This window comes from Actinospica sp. (assembly GCF_035552695.1).
Taxonomy (GTDB): domain Bacteria; phylum Actinomycetota; class Actinomycetes; order Streptomycetales; family Catenulisporaceae; genus Actinospica.
The window spans coordinates 18,355-34,894 of the sequence record NZ_DASZKT010000139.1 but is presented as its reverse complement, the minus strand read 5'-3'; the positions used below and the strand labels follow the sequence as shown (position 1 = coordinate 34,894).

The window sequence follows — 16,540 nt, the reverse complement described above, 5'->3', positions numbered from 1 at the left end:
GCGGCGCCGGCGATGAAGTGGTCGCAGTCGGCGAGCAGCCGGGTCATCAGGGCGGTGTCGCGGACGTCGCCCTCGGTGAAGTGGTAGTTCGGGTGCGTGTCGTAGGACTTGGTGATCGGCCCGTACTTCGAGTAGTTGTCGATCCCCGCCACGGCGTAGCCGCGGCCCAGCAGTTCCTCGACCACGTATCCGCCGATGAAGCCAGCGGAGCCGCTGACCAGTACCTTCTGCACGGTTGTCAGTCCTTTTCGTTGGATTCGCGCGCTGCCAGGGCGCTGAGCGTGATCGGGCGCCCGTAGGCGAAGAAGTACCAGCGCAGGTACTTCGGGATCCACTGGGCCAGCTTGAAGTTCGACACGCCCTGCTGCCGGTCGAGCCAGATCGTGGGGATCTCGGCGACCGGCAGCCGGGCCCGGCGGGCCTTGGCCGTCAGCTCGATCCCGATCTCGAACCCGGCGCGGGATTCGATGCCGACCTGCCGGACGAAGTCGGTGGAGTACGCCTTGAACGAGTTGGTCGCGTCCCGGGTGCCGATCCGGGCGAAGGTGCGCAGCGAGCGGCCGGCGAGCGAGGAGAGCACGCCCTTGAGCAGGGGCCCGCCGACCTGCGCGCCGCCGGGCATGTACCGGGACGCGGCGGCGACCGCGACCCCGCGTTCGACCAGCCGTACCAGGTCGTCGACCTGCTGCGGGTCGTCGCAGCCGTCGGCCATGGTGACCACCGCGACCTTCGCGCGCGCGGCGTCGATACCGTAGCGGATCGCGTTCGCCGGTCCGCGGCCGTAGGTGTTGTGCAGCCAGCGCAGCCGCGGTTCGGCGCGCTGGTAGAGCTCGATGACCGGCACGGTGGTGTCATCGACGCTGTCGACCACGACCAGGACCTCGGCAGCCAGCTGCACGGCCTCGAAGATCCGGTCCAACGCCGGCACGATGTGCTCGGCCTCGTTGTACGCCGGGATCACGATACTCACCCGCGGGGTGGCCGGCAGATGCCCGTCCACCGGAGCCGGGCGCGGTCCGGCGGCCAGTTCGCTCATACCACCACACCGTTGCCCAACAGGTTCCAGATGTCCACCACGGGCTTGTCGGTGACCAGGGACCGGTACTCGGCGTGCGGGGCGGCGATCACCAGGACGTCCGCCTCGGCCAGGACCTCGTCGAGCGGCCGCAGCGCGGCATCGACCGTGACATGCGGGTCGGTACACAACACCGCGCCCGCCTTGAACGCCAAAACGCGCTTGAGCTTGTACGACAGTGAGGAACGGATGTCGTCGCTGCCGCCCTTAAACGCCATCCCCAGGATCCCGACCTTCAGGTTGGCCAGGTCGTAGGTCCGCTCGAGCCGGGTCGTCAGATACAGCGGCAGGCCCTCGTTGACCTGCATCGCACTGACCCCGAGGGCGAAGTTGTTGTCGGTGACCGCGGTCAGCTGCATGGTGTCCTTGAACAGGCACGGCCCCGCGGCGAACCCGGCCCCGGGCATGTCGGCGGCGCGCGGGTAGTCGAAGGTGATCGCGTGCCGGACCCTCTCGAAGTCGACCCCGCGGTCGTTGGCCATCATGTAGAACTGGTTCGCCGCGGCGAACTTGATATACCGCCACACGTTCGTGAACAGCTTCGCGAACTCGGCCTCCTCCGGGGTGACCTCCACGATCTGCTCGGTCAACAACCGGAACAGCCGCGCGGCACGCCCGGTCGCCCGCGCAGTGCGCCCCGCGACGATCTGCGGGAGCTCGAACAGCTCGGTCATCGCCCTGCCCTCGGCGATCCGCTCCGGACAAAACGCGGTATCCACACTCAGCCCGTGCTCCACGAACGTCTTCTCCACCAACGCGGTCACCCCGGGAAACACCGTCGAACGCAACACCACCAGCTGACCGTCCCGGAAATGCCCGATACTGCCACTCAAAGCCTGCGGGATCGCGGTCTGGTCCGGGTTCAAATGCTCATCGACCGGCGTACCGATCACCACCACCACCGCCTCCGCGGACGACACGATCCCCGGATCGACATCCGCACGCAACCGCCCCGCCGCCACCACCCGCGCGAGCACGTCGGCCGCGCCCGGCTCCTCGAACGGCAACCTGCCCGCATTGACCAGATCCACCGCCGCCCGGCTGATGTCGTAGATCCCGACCGACGCACCCCGGTCCGCCAAAGCGATCGCCAACGGAAGACCGACATGGCCACAACCACCGATCACCACGACATCACGACCGAACCCGGCCGCACGCGTACCCGCGAGAACCTCGTCACGCATGAGTAAATCGTCCCCATCTCAACAGTGGGCTCCGCGACAGCAACACGACCCAGAACACGGCGAGACTACAGCCTGGAATCTCGGGGCTCCAAACGATACGTGCGACCGTACGCGGTCGGCGGCCCGCGGCGTCCGGTGGCAGGCGTCTGGTTCAGAATCATCGCGGGTCTGTTGCCGAGTCGTGACGCGGCTGCATGGGCCTTGTCGGTGCCGTACGATTCTCACCGATCTTCTGTCAAGAACCGAATCCCCGGCCGACCTCTCCCGAGGCGTGACCCGTCCTGGGCCCGGTCTCGAATGTGAGGTAACCCGTGGGACTGGCCGGTGCCTTCCTGCTCGACACCGCATTGCTGCTGGTGCCGGCACTCGCCTGCGCCCTGCTCGCCGCGCGCCTCGGAGTGTCGCACTGGCTGCTGCTGCTGACCGCCGCGGTGGCCGGCAGCGGCGTGCTGAGCCTGGCCGTGTTCTGGATCTACCTGGCGAGCAGCGCCTGGGGTCGCGGCTTCTCCCTCACGGTGACCGGACTGTCGGTCCTGGTGCTGGTGGACGCCTGCCGGCACCGCTTTGCGGGATGGCGGACGCTGCGTCCGCTGCTGCCGATGGCACTGCTCTGGACGACCGCCGGGTTCTTCGCGGCGGCACTGGCGTATCTACACGTCTCCTTCGCCTCGAACACCAACGTCGGCCCGAGCCGGTTCCAGGTCGCGCTCCCGAGCGACAACGTGCTGCCGATGCTGTTCGCCAAGCAGCTGATGACCCCGCACCGGCCGCTGCCCGCGCTGCTGATCCGGGCCTGGCAGTCCAGCGACCGGCCGCCGCTGCAGACCGGCTACTACCTGATGCAGCAATCCGTACTGCACTCCGGGCGCTTCAATGACTATGAACTGCTCGGCATTCTTCTGCAGTGCCTGTGGATCCCCGGCCTCTGGGCGCTTCTCGTCGCGATGGGCAAGCCGCGCCGCGCGGTCGCCCTGTGTATGACCGCCGTGGTGTTCAACGGCTTCATCTTCCAGAACACGATCTTCACCTGGCCGAAGCTGATCGCGGCGGCCGGGATGATGCTCGCCACGGCGATCGTGTGCACGCGGCAGGCGGAGCAGCTGCGGACCAGCCGGTTGGCGGGGTTGCTGGTCGGTCTGGCCGTCGGCACCGCCATGATGGGGCACCCGGGCAGCGCGTTCGCCGTGCTCGGCCTCGGCGGAGTGATCGCGGCGCTGTGGGTGGTGCCGCGGTTGAGGCCGTCCGGATGGCGTCCGCCCGCGTGGCGCTTCGTGTGGCCGGCGGCCGTGGCAGCCGTGGTGACGTACGAGCCGTGGTCGCTGTACTACCAGAAGCACTACCAGCCGCCCGCCAACGCCCTCACCGAACTGCAGATGGCCGACAAGGACGGCCCGGTGCCGAACAAGACGACCACTCAGGTGATCGTCGATGCCTATAAGAGCATCGGGACGCACAAGGCGATCTCGAACAAGATCGCGAACTTCAAGACGCCGTTCGACCATGTGCTGGACTACCCGCGCTGGTGCGTGTCCGTCGTCTACGACGTGCTGACCGGCCATCCCGGCGCCGCGGCCAAGGTGGCCGACCAGATCGTCTCCGCGCAGTTCTTCTACATCGGCACGATCCTCGGCTTCGCCGGCTGGGGGCTCCTCGCGCTCTACGGACGCGCCCTGTGGGAGCTCTGGCTCAGGGCGCGGGCGAAGTTCACCCGCGGTGGTGAGCGGCCGCAGCTCGCGCCCAGCGGGTACAGCCAGGAGTACATCCTGCTGGCCGCCATCGGTCTCTATTCGCTCATCTGGTGCCTGCTCCTGTTCGGACCCGACTCCACGATCGCGCATCAGGGCACGTATTTCACCGAGCCCGTCCTGATCGCCCTCGGCGTGATCGGCCTGTGGTCGATCTCGCACCGGCTCGCCGCGGCCGTCGTCATCCTCTCCGCCGCGTTCACGCTCTGGCTCTACGTGCGCTTCACCCCGGTCGTCAAGGTGTTCAACTATGCGTGGATCTATGACGCGCGCAATCCGTTCAGCGTCGGCGTGCTGGGCATAAAGTCGTCGTTCACCGGCGGCTCGAACACGGACCCGGCGACGGCGGGCGCGCAGGTGCTGCTGGCCGTCTCCGTCGTGCTGTGCGTGGCCGCGCTCTGGTGGGTCGCCGCGGACCGCCGTACGCCCGGCCCGGCGGCCGCGGTCCCCGTCCAGCCGACGGGTCGGCGACGCCGCGCCCACGCCAGGCAGCTCGTCGGCTGACGCTGACGCTGAGAACGCGGATGCGGCCCGCTCCCCGAGGGGAGCGGGCCGCATCGTCGTATTGACTCCGAGCCGCTACGGCAGCGACGCGACGCCCTTGTCCAGGAAGCGGCGCCCGGCGACCTTCTCGGCCACACCGGTGCGGTCCAGGTACGGCGTGATGCCGCCCAGGTGGAACGGCCAGCCCGCGCCCAGGATCATGCACAGGTCGATGTCCTCGGCCGCGGCGACCACGCCCTCCCGCAGCATCAGGTCGATCTCCTCGGCCAGCGCCGTCGTCGCCCGGTCCAGCACCTGCTCGGCCGTCGACGGCGAGTCGCCGACCTCGAACAGGGCCTCGAGTTCCGGGTCCACCACGCGCACGCCGTCGACCCACTGGTAGATCCCGCGCTTGCCCGCGGCCACCAGCTTCTTGATGTTCTCGGAGACCGCGAACCGGTCGGGGAACGCCGCGTGCAGCGTCTCCGAGACGTGCAGGCCGATCGCCGGACCGACCAGCTCGAGCAGCTCGAACGGGCTCATCGGCAGACCCAGCGGGTCCAGCGCGCGGTCCGCCACCTCGATCGGGGTGCCCTCGTCGAGCACCTCGTTGATCACACCGAGGAACCGGGTCAGGATCCGGTTGACCACGAACGCCGGGGCGTCCTTGACCAGCACCGCGTTCTTCTTCAGCGTCTTGGCGACCGCGAAGGCCGTGGCCAGCGACGGGTCGTCGGTCTGCTCGGCGCGCACGACCTCCAGCAGCGGCAGCACCGCGACCGGGTTGAAGAAGTGGAAGCCGACCACCCGCTCCGGGTGCTCCATCTTCGAGGCCATCTCGGTCACCGACAGCGAGGAGGTGTTGGTCGCGATCACGCAGTCCGGCCGGACCACGGCCTCGAGCTCCGCGAACACCTGCTGCTTGATCGACAGCTCCTCGAACACGGCCTCGATCACGAAGTCCGCGTCGGCGAAGACGTCCTTGGTCAGCGAGCCGGAGACCAGGGCCTTGAGCCGGTTCAGCTTGTCCGAGTTGAGCCGGCCCTTGAGCGCCAGCAGGTCCAGCTGCTCGTGGACGTACTTGACGCCCTTGTCCACGCGCTCCTGGTCGATGTCGGTCAGCACGACCGGCACCGCGAGCCGCTGCACGAACAGCGTGGCCAGCTGAGAGGCCATCAGGCCGGCGCCGACGACGCCCACCTTGGTGACCGGCCTGGCCAGCGACCTGTCCGGCGCGCCGACCGGACGCTTGGCCCGCTTCTGCACCAGGTTGAAGGAGTAGACGCCGGAGCGCACCTCCTCGCTCATGATGCGGTCGGCCAGCGCCTCGTCCTCGGCGTCGAAGCCCTCGGAGCGGGAGGCCGTGCGGGCGCTTCCGATCAGGTCGAGCGCGAGGTACGGCGCGGGCGTGGCCCCGTGCACCCGGCTGTCGGCGATCTGCTTGCCCCGCTCGAGCGCCGCGGTCCACTCCGCCTCGGGGTACTCCTTGCGCTCGACGACGAGCTCGCCCTTGATCACCGCCGCGGCCCAGCCCAGCGACTCCTCAAGGAAGTCCGCCGCCTCGAAGATCGCGTCCGCGATCCCGAGCTCGAAGACCTTCTTGCCCTTGAGCTGCCGGTTCTGCGAGAGCGGATTGTCGAGAACAACGGTCACCGCGTTGTCCGGCCCGATCAGCCGCGGCAGCAGTTGCGTGCCACCCCAGCCGGGGATCAGGCCGAGGAAGACTTCGGGCAGCGAGAGCGCGGGCAGGCCCGCGCTGACGGTGCGGTAGGTGCAGTGCAGCGCGATCTCCACGCCACCGCCCATCGCCGCGCCGTTGATGAACGCGAAGGTCGGCACCGACAGCTCGCCGAGCCGGCGGAAGGTGTCGTGCCCCTGCTTGCCGGTCGCCTTGGCGATCTCCTTCGAGGCGGCACCCGCGATCCCCTTGAGATCCGCGCCGACGGCGAAGATGAACGGCTTGCCGGTCACACCCGCCGCGACGATCTCGCCGTCCTCGGCCAGCTTGGCGACCTCGTCCAGCGCGACGTCGATGTTGACCAGCCCGCGCGGGCCGAACGTCGTCGGCTTGGTGTGGTCGAAGCCGTTGTCCAGGGTGATCAGCGCGAAGCGGCCCGCGCCGCCCGGCAGGTCAAGCAGGTGGACCGGGGCGTGCGTGACGACCTCCTCCGGGAAGGCGGCCGTGGCCTGCTCGATCAGGCTCTGACGATCAGTCACTTCCCGTACTCCTCGTGGTTCGGGTTCTCCCAGATCACAGTGCCGCCCATGCCGAGGCCGACGCACATCGAGACCAGGCCGTAGCGGACCTCGTGGTGCTCCTCGAAGTGGTGCGCCAGCTGCGTCATCAGCCGCACGCCGGAGGAGGCGAGCGGGTGGCCGATCGCGATGGCGCCGCCCCAGGGGTTCACCCGCGGGTCGTCGTCGGCGATGCCGTAGTGGTCGAGCAGCGCGAGCACCTGGACCGCGAAGGCCTCGTTCAGCTCGAACAGCCCGATGTCATCGATCGTGAGGCCCGCGATGGCGAGCGCCTTCTCGGTGGCCGGAATCGGCCCGAACCCCATGACCTCGGGCTCGACACCCGCGAAGGAGTACGACACGAGCCGCATCCTGACCGGCAGCCCGAGCTCGCGCGCGACGTCCTCCGCCGCGATGATCGAGGCGGTCGCGCCGTCGTTCAGCCCCGCCGAGTTCCCGGCGGTGACCTTCCCGCGCACCCGGAACGGCGTCTTCAGCGCCGCGAGTCCCTCGATCGTGGTCCCCGGCCGCGGCGGCTCGTCGGCAGTCGCGAGTCCCCAGCCGGGCCCGGCCTGCGACTCGAGGGTGTTCCTCGTCGCGACCGCCACCAGGTCCGGCTCGATCTTCCCGTTCGCCAGCGCCTTCGCGTACTTCTCCTGCGAGGCCGCGGCGTAGGCGTCCGAACGCTCCTTGGTCAGCTGCGGGAACCGGTCGTGCAGGTTCTCCGCCGTCTGCCCCATCACGAGCGCGGACTCGTCCACGAGGCGCTCGGCGATGATCCGCGGGTTCGGGTCCACGCCCTCACCCATCGGGTGCCGCCCCATGTGCTCGACGCCGCCCGCGAAGGCGATGTCCACCGAGCCGAGCGCGACCGACCCGGCCACGCTGGTCACGGCCGTCATCGCGCCCGCGCACATCCGGTCGATCGAGTAGCCCGGCACGGACTGCGGAAGCCCGGCCAGCAGCGCGGCGGTACGCCCGAGGGTGAGCCCCTGGTCGCCGATCTGCGTAGTCGCCGCGATCGCGACCTCGCCGATCCGCTCCACGGGCAGCTCCGGGTGCCGGCGCACGAGCTCCCGGATGCACTTGATGATCAGGTCGTCGGCGCGGGTCTCGGCGTACATGCCCTTGGGGCCCGCCTTGCCGAAGGGGGTACGGACGCCGTCCACGAAGACGACGTCGCGCGCGGTACGAGGCACGGTGGCACTCCTTGCGTGAAGCGATGACAGGTGCTCGGAGGCCATGCTACTCGCCAGTAACCTAATTCGGTACCGTGGATTCCGTCCGGCTGATGAGCGTTGACGTCCCTCGCCGCGACACAACTCACAGCGCCAACATGACCGAAGACACCGCGAGCCGGGCGGCGCCTTGTCGGCACAGTCGCGGAGCGGCTGATTCGTTAGACGGCGTGGGCGGCGGCTCGTCTGAGGGCGGCGCCCAGGACGTGGGCGGTGAGGTCGATCTGCCAGGGGCGGGCGCCGCCGGTGCGGAGGAAGTGGGCGACGGTGTCGTCGTCGAGGTCGGCGGGCGGGGCCCAGCAGAGGCGGCGGACCAGGTCGGGGAGCAGCAGGTTCTCGGTGGGGACGTGGTGCTCGTCGGCGATCGCGGTGACGGCGGGGCGGGCGGCGGCGAGGCGGGCGGCTGCTTCCGGGTCGCTGCGCTCCCAGGACTTGGCGGGGGGCGGGGCGTCGGTGCGCGGGGGATGGTGCGGGAGGTCCCTGTCCGGCAGGGCCAGGGCGGCCTCGAGCGCCGCGAAGTAGCTGACGGCGTCGGCGGAGCGGGTTCGGCCGGTGAAGCCGGGGACGGCGCGGAGTTCGTGGATGGTCTTCGGCAGGCGGGCTGCGGCCTCGATGATGGCGGAGTCGGGCAGCACGCGGCCGGGGGCCATGTCGCGGCGGCGGGCGAGTTCGTCGCGGCGCTCCCAGAGGGCGCGGACGACGGCGAGGTTGCGGGCCTTGCGCACTCGGTGCACGCCCGAGGTACGGCGCCACGGTTCGGCGCGCGGCTCGGGGGACGGGGCGGTGCGGACGGCCTCGAACTCCTGGAGTGCCCAGTCGAGCTTGCCCTGCTGCTCCAGCTCGTCGTGCACGGCGTGGCGCAGGTCGACGAGGAGTTCGACGTCCAGGGCGGCGTACTTCAGCCACGGCTCGGGGAGCGGGCGGGTGGACCAGTCGTCGGCCGAGTGGCCCTTCTCCAGGTGGTAGCCGAGCAGGTCCTCGATCATCGGGCCGAGGCCGACGCGCGGGTAACCGGCCAGGCGGCCGCCGAGCTCGGTGTCGAACAGGCTCTTCGGTGTGAAGTTCAGCTCGCGCAGGCACGGAAGGTCCTGGCTGGCCGCGTGCAGCACCCACTCGGCGTCGGCCAGGGCCTCGGCGAGCGCGGACAGGTCGGGGCACGTGATCGGGTCGACCAGCGCGGTGCCGGCGCCCTCGCGCCGCAGTTGCACGAGGTAGGCCCGCTGCCCGTACCGGAAGCCGGAGGCCCGCTCCGCGTCCACCGCTACCGCTCCGCCGCCCGCTTTGAACCGGGCGACCACGGCCGCCAGGCCCTCGGCGGTGCCGATGACGTCCGGCACTCCGTCCCGGGGGCTGAGCAGCGGCAGGGGCTCGGGGACGGCGGGTGCCTGCGACGGGGCGGGCGCGGCGGTGGGTTCGAGGGCACGGTCGGTCACCCCCTTACCGTAACGCGACTCTGGGACAGTCCACGGCAGTGCGCCAAACTCGTTCGCGCACTGCGCGCTCCGCGACTTCTACACTGGCGGCATGGCTGCAGTGCATGCCCATCGGCACGTCGTCGTTATCGGCGGGGGAATCGTAGGACTGGCGACGGCGCGCGAGCTCGCGACCGTGCGCGGCTTCGACGTCACCGTCCTGGAGAAGGAGTCGCGCTGGGCGACGCACCAGACCGGGCACAACAGCGGCGTCGTGCACGCGGGACTCTACTACCGGCCGGGCAGTCTCAAGGCTCGAATGGCCGTCGCGGGCAACGCGTCGATGGTCGAGTACGCGCGCGAGTCGGGCGTACCGCTGTCGGTCTGCGGCAAGTTGGTTGTGGCTACGTCAGAGGACGAACTGCCGCAGCTGCATAAGCTCGCGGCGAACGCGGAGGCCAACGGGGTGCCCGCGGTGCTCGTGGATCCGGTGCGCGCCAAGGAGATCGAGCCGAATGTCGCGTGCGTCGCGGCGCTGTATGTTCAGAGCACTGCGATCACCGACTACAGGGCCGTGTGCGGCGCGATGGTCGAAGACCTCGACGGTACGGGCGCTGATTTGCGCACCGACACGCGAGTACGGGGGATTCGTCCGGTTGACGGTGGGGTGGAGGTCGAGACCGACACAGGGGTCGTGCATGCCGACGCGCTGGTGAACTGCGCGGGCTTGCACAGCGACCGGATCGCGCATCTCACCGGGCTGCGTCCGCCGGTTCGGATCGTGCCGTTCCGCGGGGAGTACTACGAGCTGGCGCCCGGGCGGCGGGATCTGGTGCGCGGGCTGATTTATCCGGTGCCGGATCCACGCTTCCCGTTCCTCGGCGTGCACCTGACCCGGATGGTTGACGGCAGCGTGCATGCGGGCCCGAACGCGGTGCTCGCGCTACGCCGGGAGGGCTACCGCTGGCGCGACTTCTCGCCGCGGGACGTCGCCGACTCGCTGCGCTTCCCGGGCACGTGGCGGTTGGGGCGGGAGTGCTGGCGTCCGGGGCTCGACGAGGTGCGGCGCTCCCTGTCCCGCAAGCGCTTCGCCGAGAGCCTGGCCCGCCTGGTGCCCGCGATCACCGAGGCCGACATCGTCCCGGCGGGGGCTGGGGTGCGGGCGCAGGCCCTCACGCCGCAGGGCAGGCTCGTCGACGACTTCCTGATCGAGGAGGTGCCTCGGCAGGTGCACGTCCTCAATGCCGTGTCTCCGGCGGCGACCAGCTCGCTGGAGATCGCCCGGCACGTCGCCGACCGGCTCGCCGAGGTCATCGACTGAGCTCATCCAGTCAGACCCGGCAGACCGAGCTCATCCAGTCAGACCGGCCAGCCTGAGCTCATCCGGCCCAGGTTGGCGCCCAGCCGTCGGCCGGCGGCTCGTACGCGGCCGCGAGGTGCTTGCGCAGCACCGCGAGAGCAGGGTGCGGATTGTCCGCGTGCCAGACGAGCGAGTGCGGGTAGACGGGCGTCGGATCCGTCAGGACGACGCGGCGCAATCCCCAGTCGGCGGGCCACGCGAGATCCGTGCGCTCGCCGACGAACGTCGCCAGATTCGTCGAGTCGGCGACGGTCGCGAGCAGCGGTTCGAGGCCGAAGCCGGGGCCGACCGTGTCGAGCGTGAGCCCGAACTCCGCGGCCAGATCCAGGTAGTACGCGCCCCACTCCGTGCCCGGCGCGACCGTCGGCATCCAGATCCGGTGGCCGACGAGCTGCGCGGTGGGAACGGAGCGTTCGTTGGCTAGCGCGTGTCCCGGGCCGACCAGCAAGTGCAGCGGCTCGTCGTCGATGCGGGCCGACTGGACCTGCTCCGGGAGCCGCGTGCCCGGGCGGGGGACGGCGCGGATCGCGGCGTCGATCTGGCCGTCGCGCACGGCGGCCACCGCGGCGTCCCCGTTCGGCAGCGTCACGACGTCGAGCTCGATGTCAGGGTACGCGTAGTGGAACGCGCGCAGCAGGCCGGCGGGCGCGAGGCGCCGCTCGATGACGTCCACGCGCAGGGCGCGTCGGCCGGGGCGTACCGACGCGATCGCCCGCTCCTCGGCGGCGAGCAACGCGCGGGCGTGCGGTAGGAACGCCTGGCCGTCGATCGTCAACGAGGCTCCGCGCGCCGAACGCGTGAACAGTCGCACGCCGAGGCTCCTCTCCAGCGCCGCGACCCGCTTCGACACTGCCTGCTGAGTGATCGTCAGCTCGGCCGCGGCCTCCTGGAACTGCCCCGCGTTCGCCACGGCGACGAAGGTGCGCACGGCTTCGAGGTCCATGACGGGAGGATAGGCGCACAACTCCTGGTTGTGGGCTGTCGGTCGGATGGTTGTTTGAGTCGGGCTGCCCGGACCGCTTTAATCGCGGGCATGGTTCTGGGACGACGCTCGCTCGGCCGGGAGTTCCGCTGGCTCTGGTCCGCCTACGCGGTCAGCACGTTCGGCACCGGATTGGCCTTCGGCGCGTTCCCGCTGATGGTGATCATCGTGCTGCACGGCGGATCCACCGAGGTCGCCACGCTCTCGGCGGCCGGCCGGGCGGTGGGAGCGGTGTTCGCGATTCCGCTCGCGCCGTGGGTCGAGTTCCGCCGCAAGCGCCCGGTCATGATCACGATGGACGTGACCCGCTTCGCCGCGCTGCTCACCGTGCCGCTGGCCTACGCATTCGGGCGGCTGACCTTTGCTCAACTTCTGGTTGTATCAGTGGTCGTCGGGGCGGCGGACATCGCGTTCAAGGCGGCCAGCGGCGCGTGCCTCAAATCCCTCGTTCGTCCCGGGGACCTGCTCACCGCGAACGGCCGCTTCGAGTCCACGAACTGGTCGTCGATCGTGCTCGGGCCTCCGCTCGGCGGCCTGCTGATCGGCGTGTTCGGGCCGGTGACGACGGTTGTGGCCGACGCCGTGAGCTTCCTGCTGTCCGCGTGCGGGATCCGCGCGATCGGCGGCGCCGAGCCGCGGCCCGAGCACGCCGATCGGCTCGCCGGGCTCAAGGCGGGGGAGCTGTTCGAGGGCTGGCGCTATATCTTCGGCGACCGGTCGCTCAGGCTCCTGCTTCTGAACGCAGCCGTGGTCAACGGTCTGATCATGGCTACGGAGCCGCTGCTCGCCGTCATGATGCTCGGACGTCTCGGCTTCCCGGCCTGGGAGTACGGTCTCGCCTTCGCAGTGCCCTGTATCGGCGGCCTGATCGGATCGCGCGTCGCACGCCCGATCGCCACACGCTTCGGGCAGCGCAAGATTCTCCTCGTGACCGGAGCGCTTCGGGCCTGCTGGGTGATCGGCCTGGTGGCGATGCGCCCGGGCGTCGCGGGGCTCGTCATCATCATGGCCGTCGAACTCGGGCTCATCATCAGCTGCGGATTGTTCAACCCGGTGCTCGCGACGTACCGGCTCGAGCAGTCGCCGCCCGACCGCGTCGCCCGGGTGCTCGGCGCGTGGTCGGTCACCACCAGCGGCACGATCGCCGTGATGACCGCGCTGGGGGGAGTGCTGGCGGAGTTCACCGGCCCGCTGACGGCGATCGGGATCGCCGGATCATGCCTCCTGGCGACGCCGTTCCTGCTGCCGTGGCACCGAGGCGTAGTGCGCGCCGAAGACCTCGTCGGCCAGACTCGGCACGCCGATCGTGTCCTCGTGATGCGGCGTCGTGCGGGCCATGAGCTGGTACGCGAACAGGCCGGGAAAGACGCGCGCGAGCACGCGCTGGCCGCCGAACGGCAGGGCCCTGACCTGCTCGTCGAGGATGTCGTAGCCGGTGCGGACGAGCAGCCTGCGTAGCGAGCGGCGGGTGAAGAAGCGCAGGTGGTGCGCGTCTAGGATGCCGCGCCGGTCGTAGTCGAAGCGCCCAAGCACGAAGCGCAGCCGCGGATACCAGTGCACCGCGTTGGGCACGCAGACGTATACCTGGCCGCCGGGTCGCAGCACGCTGCGGATCTCGCGCAGCAGATGGTCCGGCTCCGCGAGGAACTGAAGGATGTCGGCCGCGACCACGACGTCGTAGCCCGCGGCGACGTGCGCGCCCTGCGGAATCCCGTCATTGAGATCCGCGCGCACGAACAGGTTCATCCGGTCGCGCACGCCGTCGAACTCGGCGCGGTCCACGCCGACGACCCGGTGTCCGAGCGTCCGGATCCGTTCCGCGAACCGCCCGTCGGCGCAGCCGAGGTCGAGCACGCGGCCCATCGGAAGGTCGGCCAGTTCGGTGAGCAGCGACTCATGCGACGTGATGGCGCCGCTGTTCTCGCCGGGCTCGGATTCGGCCACCGGAACCCAGCCGCTCGTGCCGAATCCCATGCTGACGCGGCGGTATTCGAGCACGTCGCGCAGGACGCCGAGGTCATGCCTGAGGTTGGGCTCGTCGGGCTCGCCCGGGACCGGCACCTCGACGATCCGCTTCGTCTCGTGTCGCAGCTGAATGATGATCTGCGCGTCGAACTCGGGCCCGTCCGCGTTGGCGTCGAACGCGATCTCGCGCAGCGCCGCCGTGCCGTACGCCCGATATTCCGAGTGGACTCCGCTCAGTGACGCGCCGAGCGCCTGCTCCCCGACCTTGATCAGGGCTTCGCTGCACGCATGCCGGACGCGGCCCTTGTCGGCAGCGCGCTCCGGCACGCCGATGACCGCGTCGGCCGCCTCGTCGAGGATCGGGCTCACCATCGCGGGCAGCGATTCGGGGGCGTATCGGCCGTCGCCGGAGAGCAGCGCGACGACGTCCAGACCGTGATCGACCGCGAGCCGAAGCCCCGCCTTCCGGGTCCCGCCGTAGCCGAGCCGCTTCGTGTGCCGCAGCACGGTGGTCCGGCCCAGCCGGTTGCGACGGCCCCAGGCCGCGGCGGCGGGGAAGGTGTCGTCCGCGCTGGCGTCGTCCAGGATGATGATCTCTTCGATGCGGTCCCGGAAGGCCGCGGGGATCCGGTCCAGGGTGCCCGGCAGGACGTCGGCGACGTTGTGCGCGACGACGAGCACGCCGATCCTCTTGTGCATGGTGATACTTCCCGACGCCGTGGACCAGGGGCACCCGGCCCAACGCGACGGGGCCGTCCGGGGACTGGCTTCCGGACGGAGTTCACCCGCAGAGGTGGTTAGTCACACGAACGCCCCGCGGCGCGCCGCGGGGCGTTCCGTGGATCAGGCTCAGGCGATGATCCCGCCGCGCATGGCCACCGCGACCATGCCGGCCCGGTCGCCGGTGCCGAGCTTGCGGGCGATGCGGGCGAGGTGGCTCTTCACGGTCAGCGCGCTCAGGCCCATCGTCTGCCCGATCGCCTTGTTCGAGCGGCCGTCGGCGACCAGCCGCAGCACCTCGATCTCGCGCGCGGACAGTTCGCGCACGCCGGCGTTCATGGTGTTCGGGATAGAGCCCTGGGCGAGCGCCGCCATCGTGCCGGCCTGGCCGGACATCGCGGCGAGCCGGCGTTCGCGCAGCTGGGCCGGGCCGTGGCCGAGCGCGCCGGCGCCGTTCATCCCGTTGAGTCCGGGGCGGGCCTGCGGCAGCGTGCGTGCGCCGGTGACGACGTAGCCGCGCACGCCCGAGGCGAGGGCCGCGCGCACCGCGTTGGTGTCGTCGGCGGTGGAGATCGCGACCGCGCTGTTCCATCCGGCCGTGCGCATCTCCGCCAGCAACGCCAGCCCGGGGCCGTCCGGCAGGTGCACGTCCACGACGGCGATGTCGCGTACCGTGGCCATTCGGCTGCGCGCCTCGGCGATGGTGGATGCTTCCACCACATCGCGCACTCCGAGTGCCCACAGATGGCGGGTCACGGAGGTGCGCACGCGCGGATCGTGCACAACTACCATCGCGGTCAGCTTGGCCGGCCGGTAAGCCAGCATGCTCGCGGCATGGTCGACGAGGACGGACACCCGAACCTCCCTGGAGGTGGAGGGTTGGACCGGTCGGCGAGGGTGGAGGGGCCGGCCGGACGAAAGGGCCTGTCTCTAGCCCTTCCGGGGAAGGAATCGGCAATGTGGGGGGCGACCTTTAGCGTGAGCCGACCGGCGAACGGCCGTACGCCTCCGCCGTCCGGGCGAGACGCCACCGTAGGGTCCTCACCCGGACGCAGTAGCGGATTCGTCCGTCGCGACCCGATCCGGGCTGCTGAATCCGCCGTGTGGGTAGGCTTCATACCCAGCGTGACCGGACGCTAACCAATTCTGGATGTACGCCCGTTTGGCTCAATAGACATCCGGTGGTCGAATGACCGGATGTCCAGGGGTTCGCTCTGTCGGGCCCGACCGCCGCGACGGGGCCCCGGGGAGCGCGGCCTCAACCGCCGATGCGCGGCAGCCGGGCCACGCCGGCCAGCTCCGGCGGCAGGCCGACCGCGGTGGCCAGGCACTCGGTCCAGGCCGCGAAGTGCGCGGCCAGCCCCGAGCAGGCCTCCGCCGCGGTCCACCGGGTGAGTCCGGCGGCGGCCGCGGCGCGCTGCGCGGCGGGCCCGCCGGGGGCGTCCTCGTCGAGCGGGGGCAGCGGGGACCAGGAGGCGCGCAGCTCCACGGAGGTGCTGGTGCCCTGGTCCGCCAGCTCGCCGAAGCCCGAGGAGGCGCAGCGGGACACGGTGCCGCCGAGCGCCGTGTGGTTCAGGCCGGACAGCGCCTCGCGCAGCCAGGACCAGGTGACGTCCGCGACGAGCGGGTCCTCGGCGATCTCCGGCTCGAGGTCCGCCTGCAGGAAGGTGACACAGCGCCAGCTGCCGTGCCACTCCTCGTGCCCCTCGGGTTCGTACAGCAGCACGAAGCGGCCGGAGCCGAGTTCCGCCTCGTCCTCGTCGCCCGGCTGCACGGCGGTCACCGACAGGGCGTGGCTGTGGGACGCGAGCCGGCGCGGCGCCGGCAGCGGCTCGAACTCCAGGCCCGGTCTCGGCCGCAGCGCGCCGATGCCGCCGACCGCCGCCGCGAAGACCTCGGGCAGCGCGGTCCCGTTGCCCGAGTCCAGGGGCGACTGGGAGACCGGTGCGCGGTGCGGGGTCAGGGGGTGTGGGTGCTGCGCCATGGTCGCAGCGTACGACCGGGGACTGAGGCTCGGCGGGTAGGCGCGCCCTACGGACCGTGAAGTGACCTGTGACGGTCCTCACATAATGAAAATGGTCCGGGGAGTGTGCCGTTGCCTGCCGCGGCCGCCGCCCGAGTACGAGCGCTTCACCCGACGC

12 protein-coding genes and 1 pseudogene are annotated in these 16,540 nt (G+C 70.6%); 3 read left to right on the top strand and 10 right to left on the bottom strand.

Going from position 1 to position 16,540, the window contains the following annotated elements:
• The 3 genes from VG296_RS17895 to VG296_RS17885 all read right to left on the bottom strand — a co-directional run.
• On the bottom strand, positions 1–233 hold a 233-nt coding region (locus VG296_RS17895; protein WP_325566961.1), incomplete at its 3' end, for an NAD-dependent epimerase/dehydratase family protein.
• 5 nt (positions 234–238) lie between these two features.
• Positions 239–1,036 (bottom strand): glycosyltransferase family 2 protein, encoded by a 798-nt coding sequence (locus VG296_RS17890; RefSeq protein WP_325566959.1) that lies wholly within the window; start codon positions 1,034–1,036, stop codon positions 239–241.
• A complete protein-coding gene (locus VG296_RS17885) occupies positions 1,033–2,259 on the bottom strand; it encodes a nucleotide sugar dehydrogenase (RefSeq protein WP_325566957.1) in 1,227 nt (408 codons plus the stop codon). Before VG296_RS17885 ends, VG296_RS17890 begins: the two co-directional genes overlap by 4 nt.
• Positions 2,260–2,570: 311 nt before the next feature.
• On the opposite strand from VG296_RS17885, the gene VG296_RS17880 reads away from it, so the two are divergent.
• Positions 2,571–4,508: a hypothetical protein gene (locus VG296_RS17880; protein WP_325566954.1), complete on the top strand. Its 1,938-nt coding sequence runs from the start codon at positions 2,571–2,573 to the stop codon at positions 4,506–4,508.
• Positions 4,509–4,583: 75 nt separating this feature from the next.
• On the opposite strand, the gene VG296_RS17875 is transcribed toward VG296_RS17880, so the two are convergent.
• From VG296_RS17875 to VG296_RS17865, 3 genes are all read right to left on the bottom strand, one after another.
• Positions 4,584–6,704 carry a 3-hydroxyacyl-CoA dehydrogenase NAD-binding domain-containing protein gene (locus VG296_RS17875; RefSeq protein ID WP_325566952.1) on the bottom strand — a complete coding sequence of 707 codons (2,121 nt, stop codon included), beginning with the start codon at positions 6,702–6,704 and terminating at the stop codon, positions 4,584–4,586.
• The gene (locus VG296_RS17870) at positions 6,701–7,921 is read right to left on the bottom strand and encodes a thiolase family protein (protein WP_325566950.1); all 1,221 of its coding nucleotides are present in this window, start codon (positions 7,919–7,921) and stop codon (positions 6,701–6,703) included. Before VG296_RS17870 ends, VG296_RS17875 begins: the two co-directional genes overlap by 4 nt.
• 200 nt (positions 7,922–8,121) lie before the next feature.
• Positions 8,122–9,393, bottom strand: a complete 1,272-nt coding sequence (locus VG296_RS17865; RefSeq protein ID WP_325566948.1) for an HRDC domain-containing protein — start codon at positions 9,391–9,393, stop codon at positions 8,122–8,124.
• A 91-nt stretch (positions 9,394–9,484) separates the two neighbouring features.
• On the opposite strand from VG296_RS17865, the gene lhgO reads away from it, so the two are divergent.
• Positions 9,485–10,693 (top strand): L-2-hydroxyglutarate oxidase, encoded by a 1,209-nt coding sequence (lhgO, locus tag VG296_RS17860; RefSeq protein ID WP_325566946.1) that lies wholly within the window; start codon positions 9,485–9,487, stop codon positions 10,691–10,693.
• A 58-nt stretch (positions 10,694–10,751) separates the two neighbouring features.
• On the opposite strand, the gene VG296_RS17855 is transcribed toward lhgO, so the two are convergent.
• On the bottom strand, positions 10,752–11,675 hold the full coding sequence (locus VG296_RS17855; RefSeq protein WP_325566944.1) for a LysR family transcriptional regulator: 924 nt from the start codon (positions 11,673–11,675) through the stop codon (positions 10,752–10,754).
• A gap of 90 nt (positions 11,676–11,765) precedes the next feature.
• Here VG296_RS17855 and VG296_RS17850 point away from each other — a divergent pair, with 90 nt between their 5' ends.
• The gene (locus VG296_RS17850) at positions 11,766–13,172 is read left to right on the top strand and encodes an MFS transporter (RefSeq protein ID WP_325566942.1); all 1,407 of its coding nucleotides are present in this window, start codon (positions 11,766–11,768) and stop codon (positions 13,170–13,172) included.
• 21 nt (positions 13,173–13,193) lie between these two features.
• Here the strand turns inward: VG296_RS17850 and VG296_RS17845 are convergent.
• From VG296_RS17845 to VG296_RS17835, 3 genes and pseudogenes are all read right to left on the bottom strand, one after another.
• Positions 13,194–14,378, bottom strand: a pseudogene (locus tag VG296_RS17845) (glycosyltransferase); the annotation flags it as partial.
• 150 nt (positions 14,379–14,528) lie between these two features.
• A complete protein-coding gene (locus tag VG296_RS17840) occupies positions 14,529–15,254 on the bottom strand; it encodes a response regulator transcription factor (protein WP_325566940.1) in 726 nt (241 codons plus the stop codon).
• 403 nt (positions 15,255–15,657) lie between these two features.
• A complete protein-coding gene (locus VG296_RS17835; protein WP_325566938.1) occupies positions 15,658–16,383 on the bottom strand; it encodes a DUF3000 domain-containing protein in 726 nt (241 codons plus the stop codon).
• Positions 16,384–16,540 lie beyond the last annotated feature (157 nt).

What these genes read in the sequence shown, in the direction of transcription:
- lhgO (WP_325566946.1), top strand. Translation starts at nt 9,485, where the DNA reads ATGGCTGCAGTGCATGCCCATCGGCACGTCGTCGTTATCGGCGGGGGA.
- VG296_RS17850 (WP_325566942.1), top strand. Translation starts at nt 11,766, where the DNA reads ATGGTTCTGGGACGACGCTCGCTCGGCCGGGAGTTCCGCTGGCTCTGG.
- VG296_RS17855 (WP_325566944.1), bottom strand. Translation starts at nt 11,675, where the DNA reads ATGGACCTCGAAGCCGTGCGCACCTTCGTCGCCGTGGCGAACGCGGGG.
- VG296_RS17835 (WP_325566938.1), bottom strand. Translation starts at nt 16,383, where the DNA reads ATGGCGCAGCACCCACACCCCCTGACCCCGCACCGCGCACCGGTCTCC.
- VG296_RS17890 (WP_325566959.1), bottom strand. Translation starts at nt 1,036, where the DNA reads ATGAGCGAACTGGCCGCCGGACCGCGCCCGGCTCCGGTGGACGGGCAT.
- VG296_RS17885 (WP_325566957.1), bottom strand. Translation starts at nt 2,259, where the DNA reads ATGCGTGACGAGGTTCTCGCGGGTACGCGTGCGGCCGGGTTCGGTCGT.